We start from the raw sequence: 19,082 nt of genomic DNA on the forward strand, positions 1-19,082 counted from the left end.
GCCGGTTCCGCCACGGGGTGCACCGGTGGGTCCTAGGTCCCGCGACCCGGGTCGGAAGTGCAGCGGACACTCGTGGCGGCTCGACACCGCGGCACCGCCCCGGGCAGTCTCCGGCCATGCACACCGCCACGGGGACCGCCGGGCCGCGGCCTGCGCCGGGCTCGACGACCGCCCGGGCGCCGGGCACCCGCCCGCACGACGACGACCCGGTCGTCACCACCGACCGGCTGACGAAGCGCTACGGCTCGCGGACCGTCGTCGACGCGCTGTCGCTACGGGTGCGCCGCGGGGAGGTGTTCGGGTTCCTCGGCCCCAACGGGGCGGGCAAGACGACGACGCTGCGCATGCTGCTCGGTCTGGTGCGCCCGACCAGCGGGTCGGCGACCGTGCTGGGGCGCCCGGCCGGCGCGTCGGTCGCGCAGGTCGGGGCGCTGGTCGAGGGGCCGGGGCTCTACCCCTACCTCTCCGGCCGGGACAACCTGCGCGTGCTGGCCCGCTACGCCGGCGTGGGGGCCGACCGGGTGGCCGCGGTGCTCGACACGGTCGCCCTCACCGACCGCGCCGGCGACTGCTTCGGCACCTACTCGCTCGGCATGAAGCAGCGGCTGGGGATCGCCGCCGCGCTGCTCAAGGACCCCGCGCTCGTCGTGCTCGACGAGCCCACCAACGGCCTGGACCCCGCGGGCATCACCGAGGTCCGCACGCTGCTGCGCCGGCTGGTCGCCGAGGGCCGCACGGTGGTGCTCTCCAGCCACCTGCTCGGCGAGGTCGAGCAGATCTGCGACCGGGTCGCGGTGGTGGCCTCGGGGCGGTTGCTGGTCGAGAGCAGCGTCGAGGAGCTGCGCGGGCTGGGCCGGCTGGTCGTCGACGCCCGGCCGCTGGACACCGCCGTCGCCGTCGCCGGGCGGCTGCTGGGGCCCGACCGGGTCTCGGTGGTCGACGGCGCGCTGCACCTGCAGGCCGCGCCGGAGGAGACCGCGGCGGTCAACCGCGCGCTGGTCACCGCCGGCGTCGACGTCACCGGGCTGCGCCAGGAGGCGCGCACGCTGGAGGAGGTCTTCCTGCAGCTCACCGACGTCGACGGGGCGAGGCCACCGGAGCCCGCACCGCGCCCGCGGCGGCTGCGCCGGGGGACCCGGTGAGCGCCGCCGCCGCACCGCTGGCGCTGCCGGCTCGGCGGACCTCGGGGTCGCTGCCGGCCATCGTCAGCGCCGAGCTGCTCAAGCTCGCCCGCCGGCCGGCCACCTGGGTGCTGCTGGGGCTGTGGCCGGCGCTGCAGCTGGTGTTCAGCCTGGTCATCCCCTACGTCAGCTACTCGCGCGGGTCCTCCTACGAGGGCAGTCCGCCGGAGGCCCTGCTGGCCAGCACGCTGCCCGACCGGCTGGTCGGCAACGCGCTGTCGGGGCTGCCGCTGTTCGGCGGCGCGCTGCTGCTGACCCTCGGGGCGCTGCTCGCCGGCAGCGAGTACGGCTGGGGGACGCTCAAGACGCTGCTCGCCCAGGGGCCGCGGCGGACCACCGTGCTCGCCGGGCAGCTGCTCGCCCTGGTCACCGTGCTCGCCGGCACGGTCGCGGTCAGCCTGGCGCTCACCGCCGGGGTCAGCGCGCTGATCGCCGGCGCGGAGTCGGCACCGGCCGACTGGCCCGGTGCGGCCGAGATCGCCCGCGGCTTCGGCGGCGGCCTGCTGGTGGCCACCACCTGGGGCGCGCTCGGCGTGCTGCTCGGGACGGCGCTGCGCGGCACCGCGCTGGCGATCGGCCTGGGGCTGGTGTGGGTGCTCGCCGTCGAGAGCCTGGTCGTGAACGTCGCCGCACCGCTGCTGGGGTTCTTCGAGACCGCGCAGCAGGCGCTGCCGGGGGTGAACGCCGGGTCGCTGGTGGCGGCGCTGGCCGGGTCGGCCACCCCGGTCCGCACACCCGGTGTGGTGGCGGTGGTCGACGGCGGCCAGGCGGCGTGGGTGCTGGGCGCCTTCCTCGCCGCGGCGGTCGCGCTGACCGCGCTGCTGCTCACCCGCCGCGACCTCTCGTGACGGACGGGAACCGACCCCCCGGGCAGGGGGGTCCTCCCTCAGAAGGCCGGTGAGCGGTCCCGGTTGACCAGGATGGCCAGCTGGGTGCGGCTGCGGACCCCGAGCCGCCGCATCGAGGCGGTGAGGTGGCTCTTGACCGTGGCCAGGCTCAGGAACAGCCGGCGCGCGATCTCCTCGTTGCTCAGCCCCTGCGCCACCAGCTCGGCGACGTCGCGCTGCCGGTCGGTGAGCCGGTCGAGGACGCGCTCGGGGACCTGGGCCGGCGCCGCGGGGTCGGCGAGGTAGCGGACGAGCTCGCTGGTGGCCGAGGAGTCGATGGCCGGCTCGTGGCGGGAGAGGGCTCGCACGGCCTCGACCAGCCGGGCGGCGCAGGAGCGCCGGGGCAGGTAGCCGCGGACGCCGGCCCGCAGCACCTCGACCAGCTCGGCGCCGGGGTCCTCCCGGCGCTCGGCGAGCACCAGGACCGACGTCCCGCGGTGGCAGAGGTCGCGCAGCAGCGGCAGCGTTGCGCCCTCGACCAGGCCCTGCCGGGCGACGACGACCTGCACCGGCACGTCCGCGGCGGCGCTGAGCGCCCCGGGCAGGTGCTCGGTCTCGGCGACGACGGCCATGTCCGGCTCGGCCTCGAGGACCACGCGCAGGCCCAGGCGGAAGACCTCCTGGTCCTCGCACAGCAGGATGCGCACGAGGCTCGACGGCGGCCGGGCGAGCAGGGGGCGGACGGGCCGCGGCGCCGGACGGGCACGCGGGGGACCCACGTGCCCGGGCGCGGTCGTGCCCGGGCCGTGCGGACGGTGCAGCCGCGGCGCCACCCTGCTCGGGACGTCGTCGGAGTTCATCCTGTTCCCCCTGTCCGGTCGGTGACGGGGTGGAGGCCGGTTTCTCCAGCCGCGAGCGGAACCCGTCCGTCTCACGAACGGGGGCGAACCGTAGCGCGCAATCAGTCTGTGCAGGCTGGAACTGTGCACGGGAGCCACAGCCCGCGTCCAGGCTCCTGCCAGGAAGTTCGGTGACACTCCGTGCCCGTCGGTCGGCCAGTACGGAGAGTGACTCTTCCCACACGGAGATCACCCGTTGGCGGGACCAACCTGGCGACCGTCACCCGGCCGGGTCGCGCGGTTGACGTGGATGGCGAGCTGCGTGCGGTCGCGCAGGCCCAGCCTCCGCAGCGCCACGGTGATGTGGCCCTTGACGGTGGCCCGGCTCACCTGCAGCCGGGCGGCGATCTCCGCGTTGGTCAGCCCCTCGGCCACCAGTTCGGACACCGCCTGCTGACGCGCGGTGAGCGGGTTGCGGTCCGCGGACTCCCCGCCCGGCCGCCCGCCGTCGAGGTGGTGCAGCAGCTCACCGGTGACGGTGGCGTCGAGCAGGGTCTCGCCCCGCAGCACGGCCCGCACGCCGTCGACCAGGCGCTCGGAGCTCACCGTGGTGTGCACGTAACCGCGGGCGCCCGCGCGCAGCGCCTCGACCATGTCGCCGCCGCTGCCGGCCTCGCCCAGCAGCACGACCCGGGTGCCCGTGGCGGTCAGCGCCCGGACGAGCTCGGGGATCCCGGGGCCCTGGGTCCCCAGCCCCACCAGCGTGATCTCCGGCCGCAGCTCGGCGGCCAGCGTCAGGGCGGCGTCGGCGTCACCGGCCTCGGCGACCACGACCAGGTCCGGCGCCCAGCGCAGCACCGCCCGCAGACCCGTCCGCAGGACCTCGTGGTCGTCGCAGATCAGCACCCTGGCCGGCGGGACGCCCCCGTTCTGGGCATCTCTCGGCGGAGGGACTCGTCCCTCCAACTCGCCGCCCATGCGTCTGCTCCGCTCAGGTCCGGCGCCCGGCGCCCCCATACCTGAGACGGACCCTAGAGACGGGACGCGACCGTCCGCCACCGTCCGTGACCCCACGGTGCTCAAACGGGGGACCGGTTCATACCCGAGTCGTGGTCCCCCGATCCCGGAGACGGGGCAGTTCCCCCTGCGGGCGCAGAGCCGGGGGGTGCGGACCCCCCTCCACCCGGTGTCCACCCCCGGTTGACCAGCCCCTCCACCCCCGGGAGCCCTCGCAGGATCCGACCCCTGGCCGGTGTCCCGGGGAGGTCCGACGGCCCTAGCGTCCCCGGTCATCCGTCCCTGGCCCGCCGGCTCCCGGCCGGCCCCGCAGCGACGCTGGAGTGCCCGTGCACCAGACCATGATCATCGCGAGGATGAACCCGGGTGACGCCGACCGCGTCGCCGACGTCTTCGCCCGCTCCGACGCGACGTCGATGCCGCAGGAGATCGGTGTGACCCACCGGTCCCTGTTCACCTTCCACGAGCTCTACGTCCACCTCATCCAGTTCGACCGCCCGCCGGGTGAGGCCATGCGCGTGGCGCAGGCGCTGCCGTCCTTCCGCTCGGTGAGCGAGGAGCTGCGGCCCTACATCACCGCCTACGACCCCGGCTGGCGCTCGCCCCAGGACGCCATGGCCCGCCGCTTCTACGAGTGGTCGGCCGAGCGGTGACCGCGACGACCCCGGCCCGCCGCCCGACGGCGGCGGCCGGCTCGGCCGACTGGGTCAGCTGCCCGAGCTGCGGCTGGCTGCTCTACCGCAAGCGCCTGGAGCGCAACCTGTCGGTCTGCCCCGAGTGCGACCACCACCTGCGGCTGGGCGCGCGCGCCCGCATCCGGCTGCTCGCCGACCCGGGCACCTTCGACGAGCAGACCTGCCCGCCGGGACCGCCGGACCCCCTGTCCTTCAGCGACCTGCGCGACTACCACGACCGGCTGATCGAGGCCGCGGCCCGCTCGGGTGAGTCGGAGGCGGTCGTCGCCGGCACCGCCCGCATCGGCGGCACCGAGGTCGTCCTCGCCGCGATGGACTTCGGCTTCCTCGGCGGCAGCATGGGCATCGAGGTGGGGCGCCGCGTCAGCGCCGCCGCCGACCTCGCCGTCGAGCGCCGGCTCCCCCTGGTCGTCGTCTGCGCCAGTGGCGGCGCGCGCATGCAGGAGGGCGTCTTCTCGCTGTTCCAGATGGCGCGGGTCAGCCAGGCGTTCGCGCAGCTGCGCGAGTCGGGGCTGCTGTCGGTGTGCGTGCTCACCGACCCCACCTACGGCGGGGTGTCGGCCTCCTTCGCCACGCTGGCCGCCGTCCTGGTCGGCGAGCGCGGCGCCCACGTGGGGTTCGCCGGCCCCCGGGTCGTGCAGGAGACCATCCGCGCCGAGCTGCCCAGCGACTTCCAGACGTCGGAGTTCCTCCTGGCGCACGGGCTGGTCGACCGGGTGGAGAGCCGGGCGGAGCTGCGCCCGCTGCTCGCCCGTCTGCTCGACCTGCACGGCCGCCCGGTCCTCCCCCGCTCCGGCACCGCCGCCGCTCGCACCGAGGTCGTCGCCGAGCCGGTGACCGCCGACCCCGGGACCGTCCGCGACGCCGACGCCTGGGACGTCGTCCAGCGGGCCCGGGTCGCCGGCCGGCCGACGACGCTGGACTACCTGCACACCGCCTTCGACGACTTCGTCGAGCTGCACGGGGACCGCGCCTTCGCCGACGACCCCGCGATCGTCGGCGGCGTCGCCTCGCTCGACGGGCGCCCGGTGGTGGTCATCGGCCACGAGAAGGGCCACTCGGTCCGCGAGCGCGTGGCCCGCAACTTCGGCATGCCGCACCCCGAGGGCTACCGCAAGGCGATGCGGCTGATGGCGCACGCCGAGGCCTCGGGCCTGCCGGTGGTCACCCTCGTCGACACCCCCGGCGCCCACCCGGGCCCGGCGGCCGAGGAGCGCGGCCAGTCGCACGCCATCGCCGAGACGATCATGCGCAGCAGCCGGCTGCGGGTCCCGGTGGTCTCCGTGCTGACCGGTGAGGGCGGCAGCGGCGGGGCCCTGGCGCTGTGCACCTCCGACCGGCTGCTGGTCCTGGAGAACGCCTACCTGTCGGTGATCAGCCCGGAGGGCTGCGCGGCGATCCTGTGGCGGACGGCGTCGGCCGCCCCCACCGCCGCCCGCGCCATGCGGCTGGGCGCGCCGCACCTGTGCGCCAGCGGCATCGCCACCTCCGTGGTGACCGAGCCGCCGGGCGGGGCGCACGCCGACCCCCTCGACGCGGCCCGGCGGGTCCGCGCGGCGCTGGTCGCCGACCTCGACGAGCTGTGCCGGCTCGACGTCGCCACGCTGCTGGCGCTGCGCACCCGGCGGCTGTCGCGGATCGGCGGGGACGAGGCCCGACCACTGCGCGTCGTGCCCGTGTCGACGGGAGGGGACGACCGTGCGGCCGGCTGAGCTGCCCCCGCGGCCCGGAGCGGGCGGCGCGGAGGAGCGCGACGACGCGACGCGGTCGCTGCAGGAGGAGATCGTCGACCTCGCCCGCGCGCTGCCCGGGCCGCTGCGCCGGCTGACGGTGCGCAGCGGCGACCGGTCGGTGGAGGTGGAGTGGGCCGCCGACGTCGTCGTCGCCCCGGCCGCCCCCGCACCCGCCGCGGCCCCGGCGTCCGGCGCGCTGCAGGCGGTGGCCGCCACCCCGGCGGCCCCGGAGCCGCCGGCCGCCGCGCCGGAGGTCCCGGAGGGGACCGTCCCCGTCCGGGCGCCGCTGGTGGGCACCTTCTACACCGCCCCCTCCCCCGGCGCCGAGCCGTTCGTGCGGGTCGGCGACGAGGTGGAGGCCGGTCAGACGCTCGGGATCGTCGAGGCGATGAAGCTGATGAACCCGATCGTGGCCGACGCCGCGGGCGTGGTGACCGAGGTCCGGGTGGGCGACGCCGAGTCGGTCGAGTACGACCAGGTGCTGCTCCTGCTCCGGCCACCCGGGGGGCCGCGGTGATCGGCCGGCTGCTCATCGCCAACCGCGGTGAGATCGCCGTCCGCGTCGCCCGGGCCTGCCGGGAGCTCGGCATCGAGGTCGTCGCCGTGCACTCGACGGCCGACCGCGACTCCGCCGTGGTGGAGATGGCCGACGAGGCGGTGCACATCGGGCCGCCGGCGCCGCGGGCGAGCTACCTGCACGTGCCCAACCTCATCGAGGCGGCGCTGCGCACCGGGGCCGACGCCGTCCACCCCGGCTACGGCTTCCTCTCCGAGGACCCCGACTTCGCCGAGATCTGCGACAAGGAGGGGCTGACCTTCGTCGGCCCGCCGCCCGAGGTCATGCAGCAGATGGGCAACAAGGCGACGGCGCGCAAGCTCATGGCCGCCGCCGGGCTGCCGCTGCTGCCCGGTGTGGTCGACCCGGTCCGCACCGCCGAGGAGGGGATGCGGATCGCCGCCGACATCGGCTACCCGGTGATCATCAAGGCGGCGGCCGGCGGCGGCGGGCGCGGGATGACCGTCGTCCGCGGGCCCGAGGACTTCGCCGAGGCGTTCACCACCACCCAGACGGTGGCCCGCGCGGTGTTCCGCGACCCCACCGTCTACGTCGAGCGCTACCTCTCCGGCGCCCGGCACGTGGAGGTGCAGGTCCTCTGCGACTCCCACGGCTCGGGCGTCTCCCTCGGCGAGCGGGACTGCTCGCTGCAGCGGCGGCACCAGAAGCTGCTGGAGGAGGGCCCGGCCGGGCACCTGTCCCCGGCACAACGGGCCGAGCTCGGCGAGATGGCCGTCCGCGGCGCGCTGTCGGTCGGCTACTCCGGCGCCGGCACCGTCGAGTTCCTCGTCGACGACGCCGGGCGCGCGTACTTCATGGAGATGAACGCGCGCATCCAGGTCGAGCACCCGGTGACCGAGCTGCTCACCGGCGTCGACCTGGTCCGCGAGCAGCTGCTGGTCGCCGGCGGCGAGCGGCTGCGGCTGCGGCAGGAGGACGTCGTCGTCCGCGGGGCGGCGATCGAGTGCCGGATCAACGCGGAGGACCCCGCCCGCGGGTTCGCCCCGGCGCCCGGCCGGCTCGACGTGCTGCGCGTGCCCGACGGCCCGTGGACGCGCTTCGACACCGGCTACCGCCAGGGCGACGAGGTCAGCCCGCACTACGACTCGCTGCTGGGCAAGCTCGTCGTCTGGGCCCCCGACCGCGAGCAGGCGTTGCGCCGGATGGACCGGGCGCTGGCCGAGCTGCGCGTCGAGGGACCCGGCGTGCACACCACCACCGCCCTGCACCGCGCCATGCTGCGCGACCCCGACGTGCGCGCCGACCGGCACGACGTCCAGTTCCTCGACCGCCGGCTGCCCGACCTGGTGGCCCGCGCCGAGCTCATCGCCGCGTGCCCGGAGCCGGCCCTGCCGGCCGCCCTGCGCGGCCCGCTGCACCTCGTCCCGGACGGCGACCCCGCCGTCCCGGCATCCCGTCCGCACCCCCGTCCCGAGGAGGACACCGCCATGACCGCCTTCAGCCAGACCGACCTCATGCAGCTGCTCACCGAGAAGGCGGGCCTGCCGCAGGAGTCGCACACCACCGACCCCGACGCCCGCTTCGCCGACGTGGGGCTGGACTCCCTGGCCTTCCTGTCCCTGCAGACCGCCCTGCAGGACCGCTTCGGCACCGAGCTGCCCGACGACAGCGCCGACCGCTACACGTTCGGCGAGATCGTCGAGGCCGTCCGCGCCGCCCAGGCCCAGCCCGCCTAGACCCGAGAGGACACCGACGTGACGAGCACCGACAGCCCCCAGACCGCGACCGTCGGCCACACCGACAACTCGATCCTCATCGACGCCGACATCGACCACGTCTGGACGATGACCAACGACCTGGCGTCCTGGCCGGACCTGTTCACCGAGTACCGCTCGGTGGAGATCCTCGAGTCCACCGACACCTGGTTCCGCTTCCGGCTCACCATGCACCCCGACGAGTCCGGCCGGACCTGGAGCTGGGTGTCCGAGCGCACCCTCGACCCGGCCGCGCGCGAGGTCCGCGCCCGCCGCGTGGAGCCCGGGCCGTTCGAGTTCATGGACATCCACTGGAGCTACACGCCGGAGGGCAGCGGCACCCGGATGCGCTGGGTGCAGGACTTCCGGATGCGGCCGGAGGCCCCCATCGACACCGAGGGCATGACCCGGCGGATCGACGCGAACAGCAAGGTGCAGATGTCGATCATCAAGGACAAGGTGGAGGCCGCGGCACCGGAGCAGGAGCGGTGAGGTGAGCGGCGCGCGGGGTCCCGCGGTCCTCCTCCCCGGCGAGGAGGGCTCCCGGCCCGGGATGGTCGACCCGTGGCTGGCCGACCCGGTGGCGGCAGCCACCGTGACCGAGGTCGACGCCGTCGTCGGCCGCGACGTCGCCGCCTGGTGGCGGGACCCCGCGACCGCACCCGATCCCGTCGCGACCCACCTCGAGGTGGTCGTGACCGGAGTCGCCGGCTTCCGCTCGCTGGCCGCCTCCGGGCTGCGGCCGGTGGTGGTCGCCGGCCACGGCGTCGGCGAGTACGCCGCCCTCGTTGCCGCCGGTGCGCTCCGGCTCGACCAGGTCGTCGAGCTGGTGCACTGGCGCGCGGAGCTGCTGGGCCTGGCCCCGCGGCCCTCCTGCGCGGGCCTGGCCGCGGTCCTCGGGCACGACGCCGAGGCCGTCGCCCGCTCCGCGATCGCGGTCGCCGGGGTGGACGGGCCGCTGTGCCTGGCCGCCGTCGACGGCCCCGAGCGGGCGGTGCTGGCCGGCAACCGCGCCGAGCTGGCCCACGCCGGCGAGCTGGTCCGCGCGGCCGGGCTGGAGCTGGTCCGGCTGCCCGGCCGGGCGCCCTGCGGCGGTCCGCTGGTGCAGAAGGTGGCCACCCACCTGGCCACCGCGCTGAGCGACCTGGACTGGTCGGTGCCCGACGTGCCGGTGGTCCCCAACGCCGACGGCGAGCCGACCCGTGACCCCGACCGGCTGGCCGCGGCGCTGCGCCGCCACCTCACCGCGACCGTGCTCTGGGAGGCCACCTCCCGGGTGCTGGTGGACCTCGGCGCCACCTCGGCGGTCGAGGTCGGCGCCGAGCCGGTGCTCGGTCCGCTCGTCCGCCAGGTCCACCCGGGCCTGCCGGTCTCCCTGGCCTCCGGGCCCGGGGTCCCCGTCCCCATCGACGTCCCGGGTCCCGCGCTCGCGGGCTCCCTGCCCGCCTGACCCGGACCCACCCGAACCGCCCGACTCCCTGAGGAGAGAGATGACGACCATCCAGCACGCCCCGGCCGTCCCGACGCGCTGCGGCCCGACCGTCCACCGCGCCGACACCGCCCCCAACCGCCGTCGCGGCGGGGACATCCGGGTGCTGCTCTCCCCGGCCAGCGTCGGCTCGACCGCGGGCTTCATGGGCACCCTGACCCTCGAGCCCGGCGAGATCGTGACCGAGCACTGGCACCCGTACTCCGAGGAGTTCCTCTACTGCCAGGAGGGCGACGTCCTCGTCACCCTCGACGGCGAGGAGCGGCGGCTGGTCGCCGAGTCCGCCGTGCACATCCCGATCGGGGTGCGCCACCGCATCGTCAACGACACCGCGACGACGGCGACCTTCGTCTTCCTCTGCGGCCCGCTGGCGCCGCGGCCCGACCTGGGTCACGTGGACACCGAGCCCGCCCCGGGCGTGCGGTGACCGCCGGCACGCGCCGCGTCGTCGTCACCGGCATCGGGGTGGTGGCGCCCGGCTCCATGGGCCGCGAGGGCTTCTGGGACATGATCACCGCCGGCCGGACGGCGACCCGGCGGATCACCTTCTTCGACCCGACGCGGTTCCGTTCCCAGGTCGCCGCGGAGGTGGACTTCGACGGCCGCAAGCTGGGCCTGTCCGCCCAGGAGGTCCACCGCAACGACCGCTTCGTGCAGATGGCGATGGTGGCCGCGGACGAGGCGGTCGCCGACAGCGGGCTGCGGTTCGGGGTCGGCGGCGCCACCGACGCCCCCGACCCCGACCGGGTCGGCGTCACCCTCGGCAGCGCCGTCGGCGCGACGATGCGGCTCGAGCAGGAGTACGTGTCGGTCAGCGACGCCGGCCGGCTGTGGGAGGTCGACCCGCGCTACGCCTCCCGGTACCTGATGCACGCCCTGGTGCCCAGCTGCGGCGCCACCGAGCTGGCCGTCCGCTTCGGCGCGCACGGCCCGGCCACGGTGGTCTCCACCGGCTGCACCTCGGGCATCGACTCGATCGGCTACGGCGCCCAGCTGGTGGAGGACGGCGACGCCGACATCGTGCTGGCCGGTGCCAGCGACGCCCCGATCTCGCCGATCTCGATGGCCTGCTTCGACACCATCCGGGCCACCACCGACAGCAACGACGACCCGGAGCACGCCTCCAAGCCCTTCGACGCCCGGCGCAACGGGTTCGTCATGGGCGAGGGCGCGGCCGTGCTGGTGCTCGAGGAGCTCGAGCACGCCCGGGCCCGCGGTGCCGAGGTCTACTGCGAGGTCACCGGGTACGCCAGCCGGTGCAACGCCTTCCACATGACCGGCCTCAAGCCCGACGGCCTGGAGATGGCCGAGGCGATCACCGTCGCGCTCGGCCAGGGCCGGATCGACCCCGACGAGGTCGGCTACGTCAACGCCCACGGCTCGGGGACCAAGCAGAACGACCGGCACGAGACGGCGGCGGTCAAGCGCAGCCTGGGCCCGGCGGCCGGCCGGGTCGCGATGAGCTCGATCAAGTCGATGGTCGGCCACTCACTGGGCGCCATCGGGTCGATCGAGGTCGCCGCGACCGCGCTCGCGGTCAGCCGCGGGGTGCTGCCGCCCACGGCCAACTACGAGGTGCCCGACCCCGAGTGCGACCTCGACTACGTGCCGAAGGTGGCGCGCGAGCAGAAGGTCGACGTCGCCATCTCCGTGGGCAGCGGCTTCGGCGGGTTCCAGTCGGCGATCGTGCTGGCCTCGCCCACCCGGAGGGAGTCGTGAGCAACCTGCTCGTCACCGGGATCGGCGTCGTCGCCCCCACCGGGGTCGGTGTCGAGGAGCACTGGGCCTCGCTGGTGCGCGGGGAGCCCGCGATCCGGCCGGTCGAGGGCTTCGACGCCGCCCGATACGGGATCACCCTCGCCGGGCAGGTGCGCGACTTCGTGCCCGCCGACCACGTGTCGCCGCAGCTGATGGTGCAGACCGACCGGTGGACCTGGATGTCCCTGGCGGCGGCGACGCTCGCCGCCGAGGACGCCGGCTACACCGCGCCGGAGGACGCCTACGCGACGTCGGTGTTCCTGGCCTCGGGCTCGGGCGGCAACGAGTTCAGCCAGCACGAGATCCAGGGGCTGTGGGCCAAGGGGCCCCGCTCGGTGGGCGCCTACCAGTCGATCGCCTGGTTCTACGCGGCCAGCACCGGCCAGGTGTCCATCCGCGACGGGTTCAAGGGGCCCTCGGGCGTCGTCGTCACCGAGGGTGCCGGCGGGCTGGACAGCATCGGCTGGGCCCGCCGGGTGGTCCGGCGCGGCACCCCGGCGGTGCTGGTCGGCGGCACCGAGGCCGGGCTGTGCCCGTACGCGATGCTGTGCCAGGCCACCAGCGGGCGGCTGTCGACCGCGCAGCGGCCCGAGGACGCCTACAAGCCCTTCGACCGGCGGGCCAACGGCCACGTGGTCGGCGAGGGCGGGGCGATCCTGCTGCTGGAGGAGCCCGGGGCGGCCCGCGCGCGCGGCGTCCGCCGGGTGTGGGGCGAGGTGGCCGGCTACGCGGCCACGCACGACGCCCACCACCACGAGGACCCCGCGCCCGACGCCGTCCAGTACGCGCGGGCGATCCGGGTGTCGCTGGCCGACGCCGGCGTCACCCCCGACGAGGTCGACCTCGTCCTCGCCGACGGCGCCGGTGTGCCCGAGCTCGACCGGCTCGAGCTCGACGCCATCGCCGCGGTGTTCGGGGACCGCGCGACGCCGGTGCCGGTGACGGCGCCGTCGTCGTGGACCGGCCGGCTCATGGCCGGCGGCTCGGCGCTGGCCGTGGCCACCGCCCTGCTGGCGATGCGCGACGGGATCGTGCCGGGGACCGCCCACCTCGACGACCCGGTCGAGGCCCCCGGCGTCGACCTCGTCACCAGCAGCCGGGTGCAGGACCTGTCCACCGTGGTCGTCCTCGCCCGCGGCACCGGTGGCTTCAACAGCAGCCTGGTGCTGCGCCGACCCGAGGGAGCGACGGCATGACGACCCTGGAGGAGCGGCCCGCGACGGCGCACGACGGCGCGGTGCGCACGCTGCTGCGGATGCGGGTCCGCGAGGGCTGCGAGCAGGCCTTCGAGGACGCCTGGCGGGAGGCGGCGTCGCACATCGCCGCGGTGCCGGGCAACCTCCGCCAGGAGCTGATGCGCGACGCGGCCGACCCGCGGACCTTCCTGGTTGTGGCCGACTGGGCCGACAAGGAGGCGGTCGACGGGTTCGGCCGGTCGGCGGCCCGCGAGACGCTCACCGCGGCGCTGCGGGACCTGCGCGAGGACGCCGACCGCAGCACCTTCGAGGTGCTGTACGGCATCACCGGCGGCGAGCAGGCCTCGCACGTGCGCGTCGACATCAGCACCAAGGTGGCGCCGGGTGAGGAGGAGGCCTTCGAGCGCGCGTACGCGATCGTCACCGACCGGCTGCGCGGGACGAAGGGGCTGATCCGGGAGGAGCTGCTCAAGGAGCCCGACTCCGACCTGTACCACATCTTCGCGGAGTGGGAGTCCGACCAGGACTTCCGCAACTGGGTGGAGGACCCCTCCCACCAGGACCAGAGCGGCCCGCTCATCCGCTGGCTGTCGGTGTTCTTCCAGCGCAAGCTCTACGAGATCCGGTACCGGCCGCAGGAGGCCGGCGTCCGGGGTGTCCGGGCGGCGCCGGCGCCGGCGGCACCCGCCCCGGCCGCGCCCGCCCCCGTCGCCCCCGCGCCGCGGGCGGAGGCCGTCCTCCCCACGCCCGCCCCGGTGCAGGAGGCCCCCGCCGCCGCGCCGGTCGCGGCCGGCGAGGACCGGCCCCCCGCGGGGGCGCGCACCCGGCCCGCGGCCGAGGTGCTCGTCGTCGGGGCCGGCCCGGCCGGCATGACCGCCGGCATCGAGCTGGCCCGCCGCGGCATCGCCGTCCGGATCGTGGACAAGCGGCCGGAGGCCTCCACCCAGGCGGACAAGGCCATCGGCATCCACTGCCGGACGATGGAGATCTGGGAGGACCAGGGCATCGTCACCGAGGCGATGGACGCCGGCGCCTGGCTCTACGGCCAGACGGTGTTCGTCAACGGCCAGCGGACCCACCAGGTCGACTGGTCGGGCCTGGAGGAGCTGCCCTACGCCCACCTCGGCCTCCCGCAGTACGAGACCGAGCGGATCCTCGGCGACCGGCTGCGCTCGCTGGGCGTCGAGGTCGAGCGCGGCGTCGAGCTCACCGGCTTCACCCAGGACGACGAGGGCGTCACCGCCACGCTGGTGCACCCCGGCGGTGAGGAGGAGTCGGCGCGGGCGGCCTACCTGGTCGGTGCCGACGGCGCCTCCAGCGCGGTGCGCGCGGGCCTGGGCCTGACCTTCGACGGCGGGCTGTCGATCTTCCCGCAGCTGTTCATGCTCGGCGACGTCGACGTCGACTGGGAGATGCCGCCCGGGCACCTGGTGCGCTGGGTCCGCATCGAGGACGACGGCGACTTCACCGGGATGCTGGTCTGCGTCCCGCTCAAGGGCCGCAACCGCTACCGGGTCGCGACGCTGGCCCCCAAGCGGCTGCAGGACACGATCGGCACCGGCGTCGTCCCGGCGGGCTTCTGGAAGGAGTACGACCCGCCGGGTCTCGAGGACATCCAGGCCGCGATCGACGACCTCGGTCCGGCCGGGACGACGGCGAGCAACCTGCGGTGGGCGTCGATCTTCCGGATCAAGCACGGCATCGTCGACCGGTACCGCGTGGGCCGGGTGTTCGTCGCCGGCGACGCCGCGCACCTGCACCCGCCGGCGGGTGGCCAGGGCATGAACACCGGCATCCAGGACGCGTGGAACCTGTCCTGGAAGCTCGCCCTCGCCGTCCGCGGGGAGGCCTCCCCCGACCTGCTCGACAGCTACGAGGCCGAGCGGCGCCCGGCGGGCCGGGCGATCGTCGACCGGGCCGTGGCCATCGCGTTCACCGACGAGATGGACATGGAGGACGAGAAGGCGCAGTTCCTCCTCGAGATGCAGATGACGATGAACTACGCGGACAGCCCGCTGGTCGGCGAGGAGGCCGGCCGGCGCGGGTTCGACGGCGGGCCGGAGCCGGGGTACCGGGCGCCGGACGTCACGGGGCTGCGCCGGTTCGGCGTGGCGCACGACCTGCGGCTGTTCGACCTGACCCGCGGCACGCACGCGACGCTGCTGATCTCGGTCGACTCCTCGGTCGGCGCGGAGGAGCTGCGGGAGTTCGAGGAGACGGCCGCGGCTCTCAAGGCGGACACCCGCGGGCAGGTGCGCGCCTACCTGGTGGCCGGCCCCGGCGCCGTCGTCCCGCCGCTGGTCGACCTGCCGGTGCTCACCGACCCCGGCGACCGTCTCCGCACGGCGTACGGGATCAGCGGGCGCGGTGCCGCGGCCTACCTGGTGCGGCCCGACGGGCACGTCGGCTTCCGCACCCGGCCGGTCCGGGAGGACGCGCTGCGCGAACACCTGGCGGGGGTCTACGCGGTCTGACCCCGCCGGCAGGAACACCGCACCACCGCACCACCCAGGGGGAACCGTGACCCTCACCGGGCGCACGGCAGCAGCACCGTCCCACCCGACCGACCTCGTCCCCGGCCCGCGCGAGCGGACGCCGGGGGCGAGGTCGGACGCGTTCTGCGACCGGCTCCCGCCGTCACGGGCTCCACCCCGGGCGACCACACGTCCCCGTCGACGCGTCGGGTGGTCGCCTGCCACCTCGGCCTCCGACGGGGTGCTCCGACCCGCCCCTCCTCTCCACCCCGAACGCCGTGTCCGGAGGCACACGATGAACCACGCCCCTCCCCAGCTGGCGTCGACCGACGCCCCGACGACCTCCAGCCCAGCGCCGTCCACGTCCGCGCCGTCCACGTCCGCGCCGTCCACGTCCGCGCCGTCCACGTCCGCGCCGTCGACGGCAGCACCGCCGGCGATGTCCGCGACCATCCCCGCCACCTGGGCCTCGGCCACGTGGCGTCCGTTCCGCAACGTGATCGTGTGCCGCCTCGTCCCGGGCAGTGAGGACCGGGTCGGCTCGGTGTTCGCCCACTACGACGGGATCACCCGGCCGCAGGACCTCGGCGTCGTCGGCCGGGTCATGCTCTCCCACCACGACCTGTACCTGCACGTCCTCGAGCGCAAGGAGGACCCGGCCGTCTCCGGGCAGCGCCGCGGCCTGCCGGCGTTCCAGGCGATCGCCGAGGCCATCGCCCCCTACGTGACGCCCTACCCCAGCTACTGGGAGAACCCGTCGCACTCGGTGGCGAGGCACTTCTACACGTGGGTGCCCGAGGGCGGGGTCACCGGAGAGCGTCAGCTGACCGTCATGGTCCAGCGGATGCGGCCGGGCAGCGAGGAGGACATCGCCCGGGTGTACGCCGAGTCCGACGCCGGTCCGCTGTCGGCGGGGACGGGGATCACCGGCCGCTGGCTGTACTCCATGGAGGACGTCGTCGTGCACCTCCTGGAGCAGGACCCGGTCAGGGCCGCGGCCGTGCGGCGGGACCACGAGTCGCTGCGACCGGCCTTCGCGAAGGTGATGGCCGACCTCGCCCCCTTCGTCAGCCCCTACCGCCCGGAGACGTGGCAGACCCCCCGCGACTCCGTGGCCCGGGTCTTCCACCGCTGGACGGCTCCGGACTGGCAGCCCGGGGACTGACGCCGCCGGTCCGGACACGCTGCGACCGCCGGGACACGTCGTCCCGGCGGTCGCGGCGCGTCCGGTGACGGCGCGTCCGGTGACGGGGTGTCCGGTGTGACGGTGGTCGCACGGGGTGACCGTCCCTGCGCGGAGGGGACGGGACGTCGGCCTGTCGCGCTGCCGTCCGGGTCTCAGATTGTCACGAACGGGTCACGTCCTTAGCGTTTCGGCGTCCGGCCGGTCGTCTCGTCCCCGTCCGGGGGACCCCTGCCGGATGCCGCCGAGTCGCGCCCACGTGGGTGCGAGCCGGGGACCCACCTGCACCACCGGGGTGAGTCCCGCTCCCGGACCCCGGGAGCGGGTAGGGCACTCCCAGCCCGAACCCGTCAGCTGACCTGGTAGGCGGCCAGGGGAGAACGGAGCACAACCGCGCCGGGGCACTGCGCCCCCGCGCCCGCAGGTCCGGGACCGTCGCGCTCCCGCCTGCCACCAGCCTGCACACCCAGCCGTCGCACGCGCCTGCAGCCGGACTCCCCGTCCGGCCGGTGCCGCGCGCCCGGCTGCCGATCCCTGCCCGTCCCAGGCCCCGTGCCGCACCACATCCCGAGCCAGCGCCGTCCGGTGACGGCGCCCTCGACCGTGCCCTCCAGGAGGACGACCCGATGCACGCACACACCCACCTCGAGCCCACCGCTGCCACCGCGACGCGGCGGCGCCGCGCCCTGCACCTGCTGACCGCCACGGGGGCGATGACCCTCGCCCTGGCCTTCGGCGGGCAGGCGATCGCCCAGGCCGACGAGCCGCACTGGGGTGGCCGCGACGCCAGCTCCGACTGGAACGGCGACTGGCGCGGTGACCGGTGGGACCGCGGCGACGCGCCGGCTGCCGAGGCGGCCGCCGCCCCGGCTCCCGCTGAGGCCCCGGCCCCCGCTGAGGCCCCGGCCCCGGCCCCGGCCCCGGCTCCGGCTCCGGCTCCTGCTCCGGCGCCCGCGCCGGCCCCGGCCGCCACGGGCGAGCAGGCGTACAAGGACTACGCCCTCGCCCAGCTCGGCGGGGACAGCACCCAGTTCGGCTGCCTGGAGCAGCTGTGGGAGCGGGAGAGCGGGTGGAACCCGAACGCGCAGAACCCCAGCAGCACCGCGTACGGCATCGCCCAGTTCCTCGACTCGACGTGGGCGGGCACCGGCATCGCGAAGACGTCGGACCCGTACCGGCAGATCGACGCCGGGCTGATCTACATCGAGAACCGGTACGGCAGCCCCTGCGCGGCCTGGGCGCACTCCCAGGCGACCGGCTGGTACTGATCCGCTGACGCCGGGAGCCCCCTCCGGACGTCCGGAGGGGGCTCCCGGGGCCCGCTGCGGGACCTCAGCCGGCGCGCAGCGCCGGGTAGTCGGTGTAGCCCTCGGCGCCCGACGCGTAGAACAGGTGCGACCGGATCTCGTTCTCCGGGTGCTCCCCCGCCCAGCGCTCGACCAGGTCGGGGTTGGCGATGACCGCCCGGCCCACGGCGACGACGTCGGCGTGCGCGGCCTCGATGAGCGCCAGCGCCTCCTCGCGGGTGGTGACCGAGGCGAAGCCGCTGTTGGCCACGAGCGGCATCCCCGAGCGGCGGCGCAGCTCCTGCACCAGGTCGCCGGCGGGATCGCGGTGCAGCACGGAGAGGTAGGCCAGGCCCAGCGGGCGCAGCCGGTCGAGCAGCGAGCCGTAGGTGGCGAGCACGTCGGCGCGGTCGGGCTCGCGGGCGTCCTGGATGCCGTGCTCGGGGGAGACGCGCAGGCCCACGCGCCCGGCGCCGATCGCGTCGGCGACGGCGGTGACCACCTCGGCCACCAGGCGGGCACGGTTCTCCGGCGAGCCGCCGTACTCGTCGTCGCGGACGTTGGACGACGGCGCCAGGAACTCGTGCAGCAGGTAGCCGTTGGCGCCGTGGACCTCCACGCCGTCCAGGCCGGCCTCGACGGCGCGCTCGGCGGCGCGGGCGAAGTCGCGCACGACGTCGCGGACCTCGTCGGTGGTCAGCGCGTGCGGCACCGGGTAGGGGTGCTTGCCGGTGGAGGTGCGGGCCAGCCCGTCGATGGCGATGGCACTGGGGGCCACGACGCGGCGGCCGCCGTTGGTGTCGGGGTGGGTCACCCGGCCGCCGTGCATGACCTGCATGACGACCCGGCCGCCGCGGGCGTGGACCGCCTCGGCGACGCGCCGCCAGCCGGCCACCTGCTCGTCGGTGACGATGCCGGGCTGGCCGACGAAGGCCTGGGACTCGTGGTTGGGGTAGGTGCCCTCGGTGACGATCAGGCCGACCCCGGCGCGCTGGGCGTAGTGCTCGACGACGAGGTCGCCGGGCACGCCGGAGGAGCCCGAGCGCATGCGGGTCAGCGGCGCCATGGCCACGCGGTTGGCGAGCTCGAGGTCGCCGAGGGTCACGGGTGAGAACAGGTCCACACCGGTTCCG

17 protein-coding genes and 1 riboswitch are annotated in these 19,082 nt (G+C 75.6%); of the genes, 14 read left to right on the forward strand and 3 right to left on the reverse strand.

The features are described 5' to 3' along the window. Positions 1 to 116: 116 nt before the first annotated feature. Positions 117 to 1,142, forward strand: coding sequence for an ATP-binding cassette domain-containing protein (locus ACI8AD_RS16010; protein WP_456871508.1), 1,026 nt, complete (start codon positions 117 to 119; stop codon positions 1,140 to 1,142). After that, complete coding sequence (locus ACI8AD_RS16015; RefSeq protein ID WP_456871509.1) at positions 1,139 to 2,029, forward strand: ABC transporter permease; 891 nt, start codon at positions 1,139 to 1,141, stop codon at positions 2,027 to 2,029. The genes ACI8AD_RS16010 and ACI8AD_RS16015 overlap by 4 nt, the downstream gene beginning before the upstream one ends. Positions 2,030 to 2,067: 38 nt before the next feature. Here ACI8AD_RS16015 and ACI8AD_RS16020 read toward each other — a convergent pair whose 3' ends face one another. Both ACI8AD_RS16020 and ACI8AD_RS16025 read right to left on the reverse strand, forming a co-directional pair. Further along, a complete protein-coding gene (locus tag ACI8AD_RS16020; protein ID WP_456871510.1) occupies positions 2,068 to 2,868 on the reverse strand; it encodes a response regulator transcription factor in 801 nt (266 codons plus the stop codon). Positions 2,869 to 3,096: 228 nt separating this feature from the next. Then, the gene (locus ACI8AD_RS16025) at positions 3,097 to 3,753 is read right to left on the reverse strand and encodes a LuxR C-terminal-related transcriptional regulator (protein WP_456871511.1); all 657 of its coding nucleotides are present in this window, start codon (positions 3,751 to 3,753) and stop codon (positions 3,097 to 3,099) included. Between the two features lie 440 nt (positions 3,754 to 4,193). On the opposite strand from ACI8AD_RS16025, the gene ACI8AD_RS16030 reads away from it, so the two are divergent. The 12 genes from ACI8AD_RS16030 (at position 4,194) to ACI8AD_RS16085 (ending at position 17,931) form a co-directional block, all read left to right on the forward strand. Then, a complete protein-coding gene (locus tag ACI8AD_RS16030) occupies positions 4,194 to 4,517 on the forward strand; it encodes a TcmI family type II polyketide cyclase (RefSeq protein ID WP_456871512.1) in 324 nt (107 codons plus the stop codon). Next, positions 4,514 to 6,271: an acetyl-CoA carboxylase carboxyl transferase subunit alpha gene (gene accA, locus ACI8AD_RS16035; protein ID WP_456871513.1), complete on the forward strand. Its 1,758-nt coding sequence runs from the start codon at positions 4,514 to 4,516 to the stop codon at positions 6,269 to 6,271. The genes ACI8AD_RS16030 and accA overlap by 4 nt, the downstream gene beginning before the upstream one ends. Next, positions 6,258 to 6,809, forward strand: a complete 552-nt coding sequence (gene accB / locus ACI8AD_RS16040) for an acetyl-CoA carboxylase biotin carboxyl carrier protein (protein WP_456871514.1) — start codon at positions 6,258 to 6,260, stop codon at positions 6,807 to 6,809. The genes accA and accB overlap by 14 nt, the downstream gene beginning before the upstream one ends. Continuing rightward, positions 6,806 to 8,545, forward strand: a complete 1,740-nt coding sequence (locus ACI8AD_RS16045) for an acetyl-CoA carboxylase biotin carboxylase subunit (RefSeq protein WP_456871515.1) — start codon at positions 6,806 to 6,808, stop codon at positions 8,543 to 8,545. The genes accB and ACI8AD_RS16045 overlap by 4 nt, the downstream gene beginning before the upstream one ends. Before the next feature lie 18 nt (positions 8,546 to 8,563). After that, the gene (locus tag ACI8AD_RS16050; protein WP_456871516.1) at positions 8,564 to 9,055 is read left to right on the forward strand and encodes an SRPBCC family protein; all 492 of its coding nucleotides are present in this window, start codon (positions 8,564 to 8,566) and stop codon (positions 9,053 to 9,055) included. Position 9,056: 1 nt separating this feature from the next. Then, complete coding sequence (locus ACI8AD_RS16055) at positions 9,057 to 10,013, forward strand: ACP S-malonyltransferase (RefSeq protein WP_456871517.1); 957 nt, start codon at positions 9,057 to 9,059, stop codon at positions 10,011 to 10,013. A 40-nt stretch (positions 10,014 to 10,053) separates the two neighbouring features. Further along, complete coding sequence (locus ACI8AD_RS16060; protein WP_456871518.1) at positions 10,054 to 10,479, forward strand: cupin domain-containing protein; 426 nt, start codon at positions 10,054 to 10,056, stop codon at positions 10,477 to 10,479. Continuing rightward, positions 10,476 to 11,771 (forward strand): beta-ketoacyl-[acyl-carrier-protein] synthase family protein, encoded by a 1,296-nt coding sequence (locus ACI8AD_RS16065; RefSeq protein ID WP_456871519.1) that lies wholly within the window; start codon positions 10,476 to 10,478, stop codon positions 11,769 to 11,771. The genes ACI8AD_RS16060 and ACI8AD_RS16065 overlap by 4 nt, the downstream gene beginning before the upstream one ends. Then, complete coding sequence (locus tag ACI8AD_RS16070; RefSeq protein WP_456871520.1) at positions 11,768 to 13,006, forward strand: beta-ketoacyl synthase N-terminal-like domain-containing protein; 1,239 nt, start codon at positions 11,768 to 11,770, stop codon at positions 13,004 to 13,006. Before ACI8AD_RS16065 ends, ACI8AD_RS16070 begins: the two co-directional genes overlap by 4 nt. Next, the gene (locus ACI8AD_RS16075) at positions 13,003 to 15,480 is read left to right on the forward strand and encodes an FAD-dependent monooxygenase (protein WP_456871521.1); all 2,478 of its coding nucleotides are present in this window, start codon (positions 13,003 to 13,005) and stop codon (positions 15,478 to 15,480) included. The genes ACI8AD_RS16070 and ACI8AD_RS16075 overlap by 4 nt, the downstream gene beginning before the upstream one ends. A gap of 439 nt (positions 15,481 to 15,919) precedes the next feature. Beyond that, complete coding sequence (locus tag ACI8AD_RS16080) at positions 15,920 to 16,645, forward strand: TcmI family type II polyketide cyclase (RefSeq protein ID WP_456871522.1); 726 nt, start codon at positions 15,920 to 15,922, stop codon at positions 16,643 to 16,645. 250 nt (positions 16,646 to 16,895) lie between these two features. Further along, positions 16,896 to 17,047, forward strand: a riboswitch (cyclic di-AMP (ydaO/yuaA leader). A 242-nt stretch (positions 17,048 to 17,289) separates the two neighbouring features. Beyond that, on the forward strand, positions 17,290 to 17,931 hold the full coding sequence (locus ACI8AD_RS16085; RefSeq protein ID WP_456871523.1) for an aggregation-promoting factor C-terminal-like domain-containing protein: 642 nt from the start codon (positions 17,290 to 17,292) through the stop codon (positions 17,929 to 17,931). A 64-nt stretch (positions 17,932 to 17,995) separates the two neighbouring features. On the opposite strand, the gene ACI8AD_RS16090 is transcribed toward ACI8AD_RS16085, so the two are convergent. Continuing rightward, positions 17,996 to 19,072: an alkene reductase gene (locus tag ACI8AD_RS16090; RefSeq protein WP_456871524.1), complete on the reverse strand. Its 1,077-nt coding sequence runs from the start codon at positions 19,070 to 19,072 to the stop codon at positions 17,996 to 17,998. Between the last annotated feature and the right edge of the window lie 10 nt (positions 19,073 to 19,082).

The organism is Geodermatophilus sp. SYSU D00766, from assembly GCF_054049915.1.

Bases quoted from the DNA above. Each gene is read 5' to 3' on its own strand.
- ACI8AD_RS16075 (WP_456871521.1), top strand. From the start codon at position 13,003: ATGACGACCCTGGAGGAGCGGCCCGCGACGGCGCACGACGGCGCGGTG.
- ACI8AD_RS16085 (WP_456871523.1), top strand. From the start codon at position 17,290: ATGCACGCACACACCCACCTCGAGCCCACCGCTGCCACCGCGACGCGG.
- ACI8AD_RS16020 (WP_456871510.1), bottom strand. From the start codon at position 2,868: ATGAACTCCGACGACGTCCCGAGCAGGGTGGCGCCGCGGCTGCACCGT.
- ACI8AD_RS16010 (WP_456871508.1), top strand. From the start codon at position 117: ATGCACACCGCCACGGGGACCGCCGGGCCGCGGCCTGCGCCGGGCTCG.
- ACI8AD_RS16060 (WP_456871518.1), top strand. From the start codon at position 10,054: ATGACGACCATCCAGCACGCCCCGGCCGTCCCGACGCGCTGCGGCCCG.
- ACI8AD_RS16080 (WP_456871522.1), top strand. From the start codon at position 15,920: ATGTCCGCGACCATCCCCGCCACCTGGGCCTCGGCCACGTGGCGTCCG.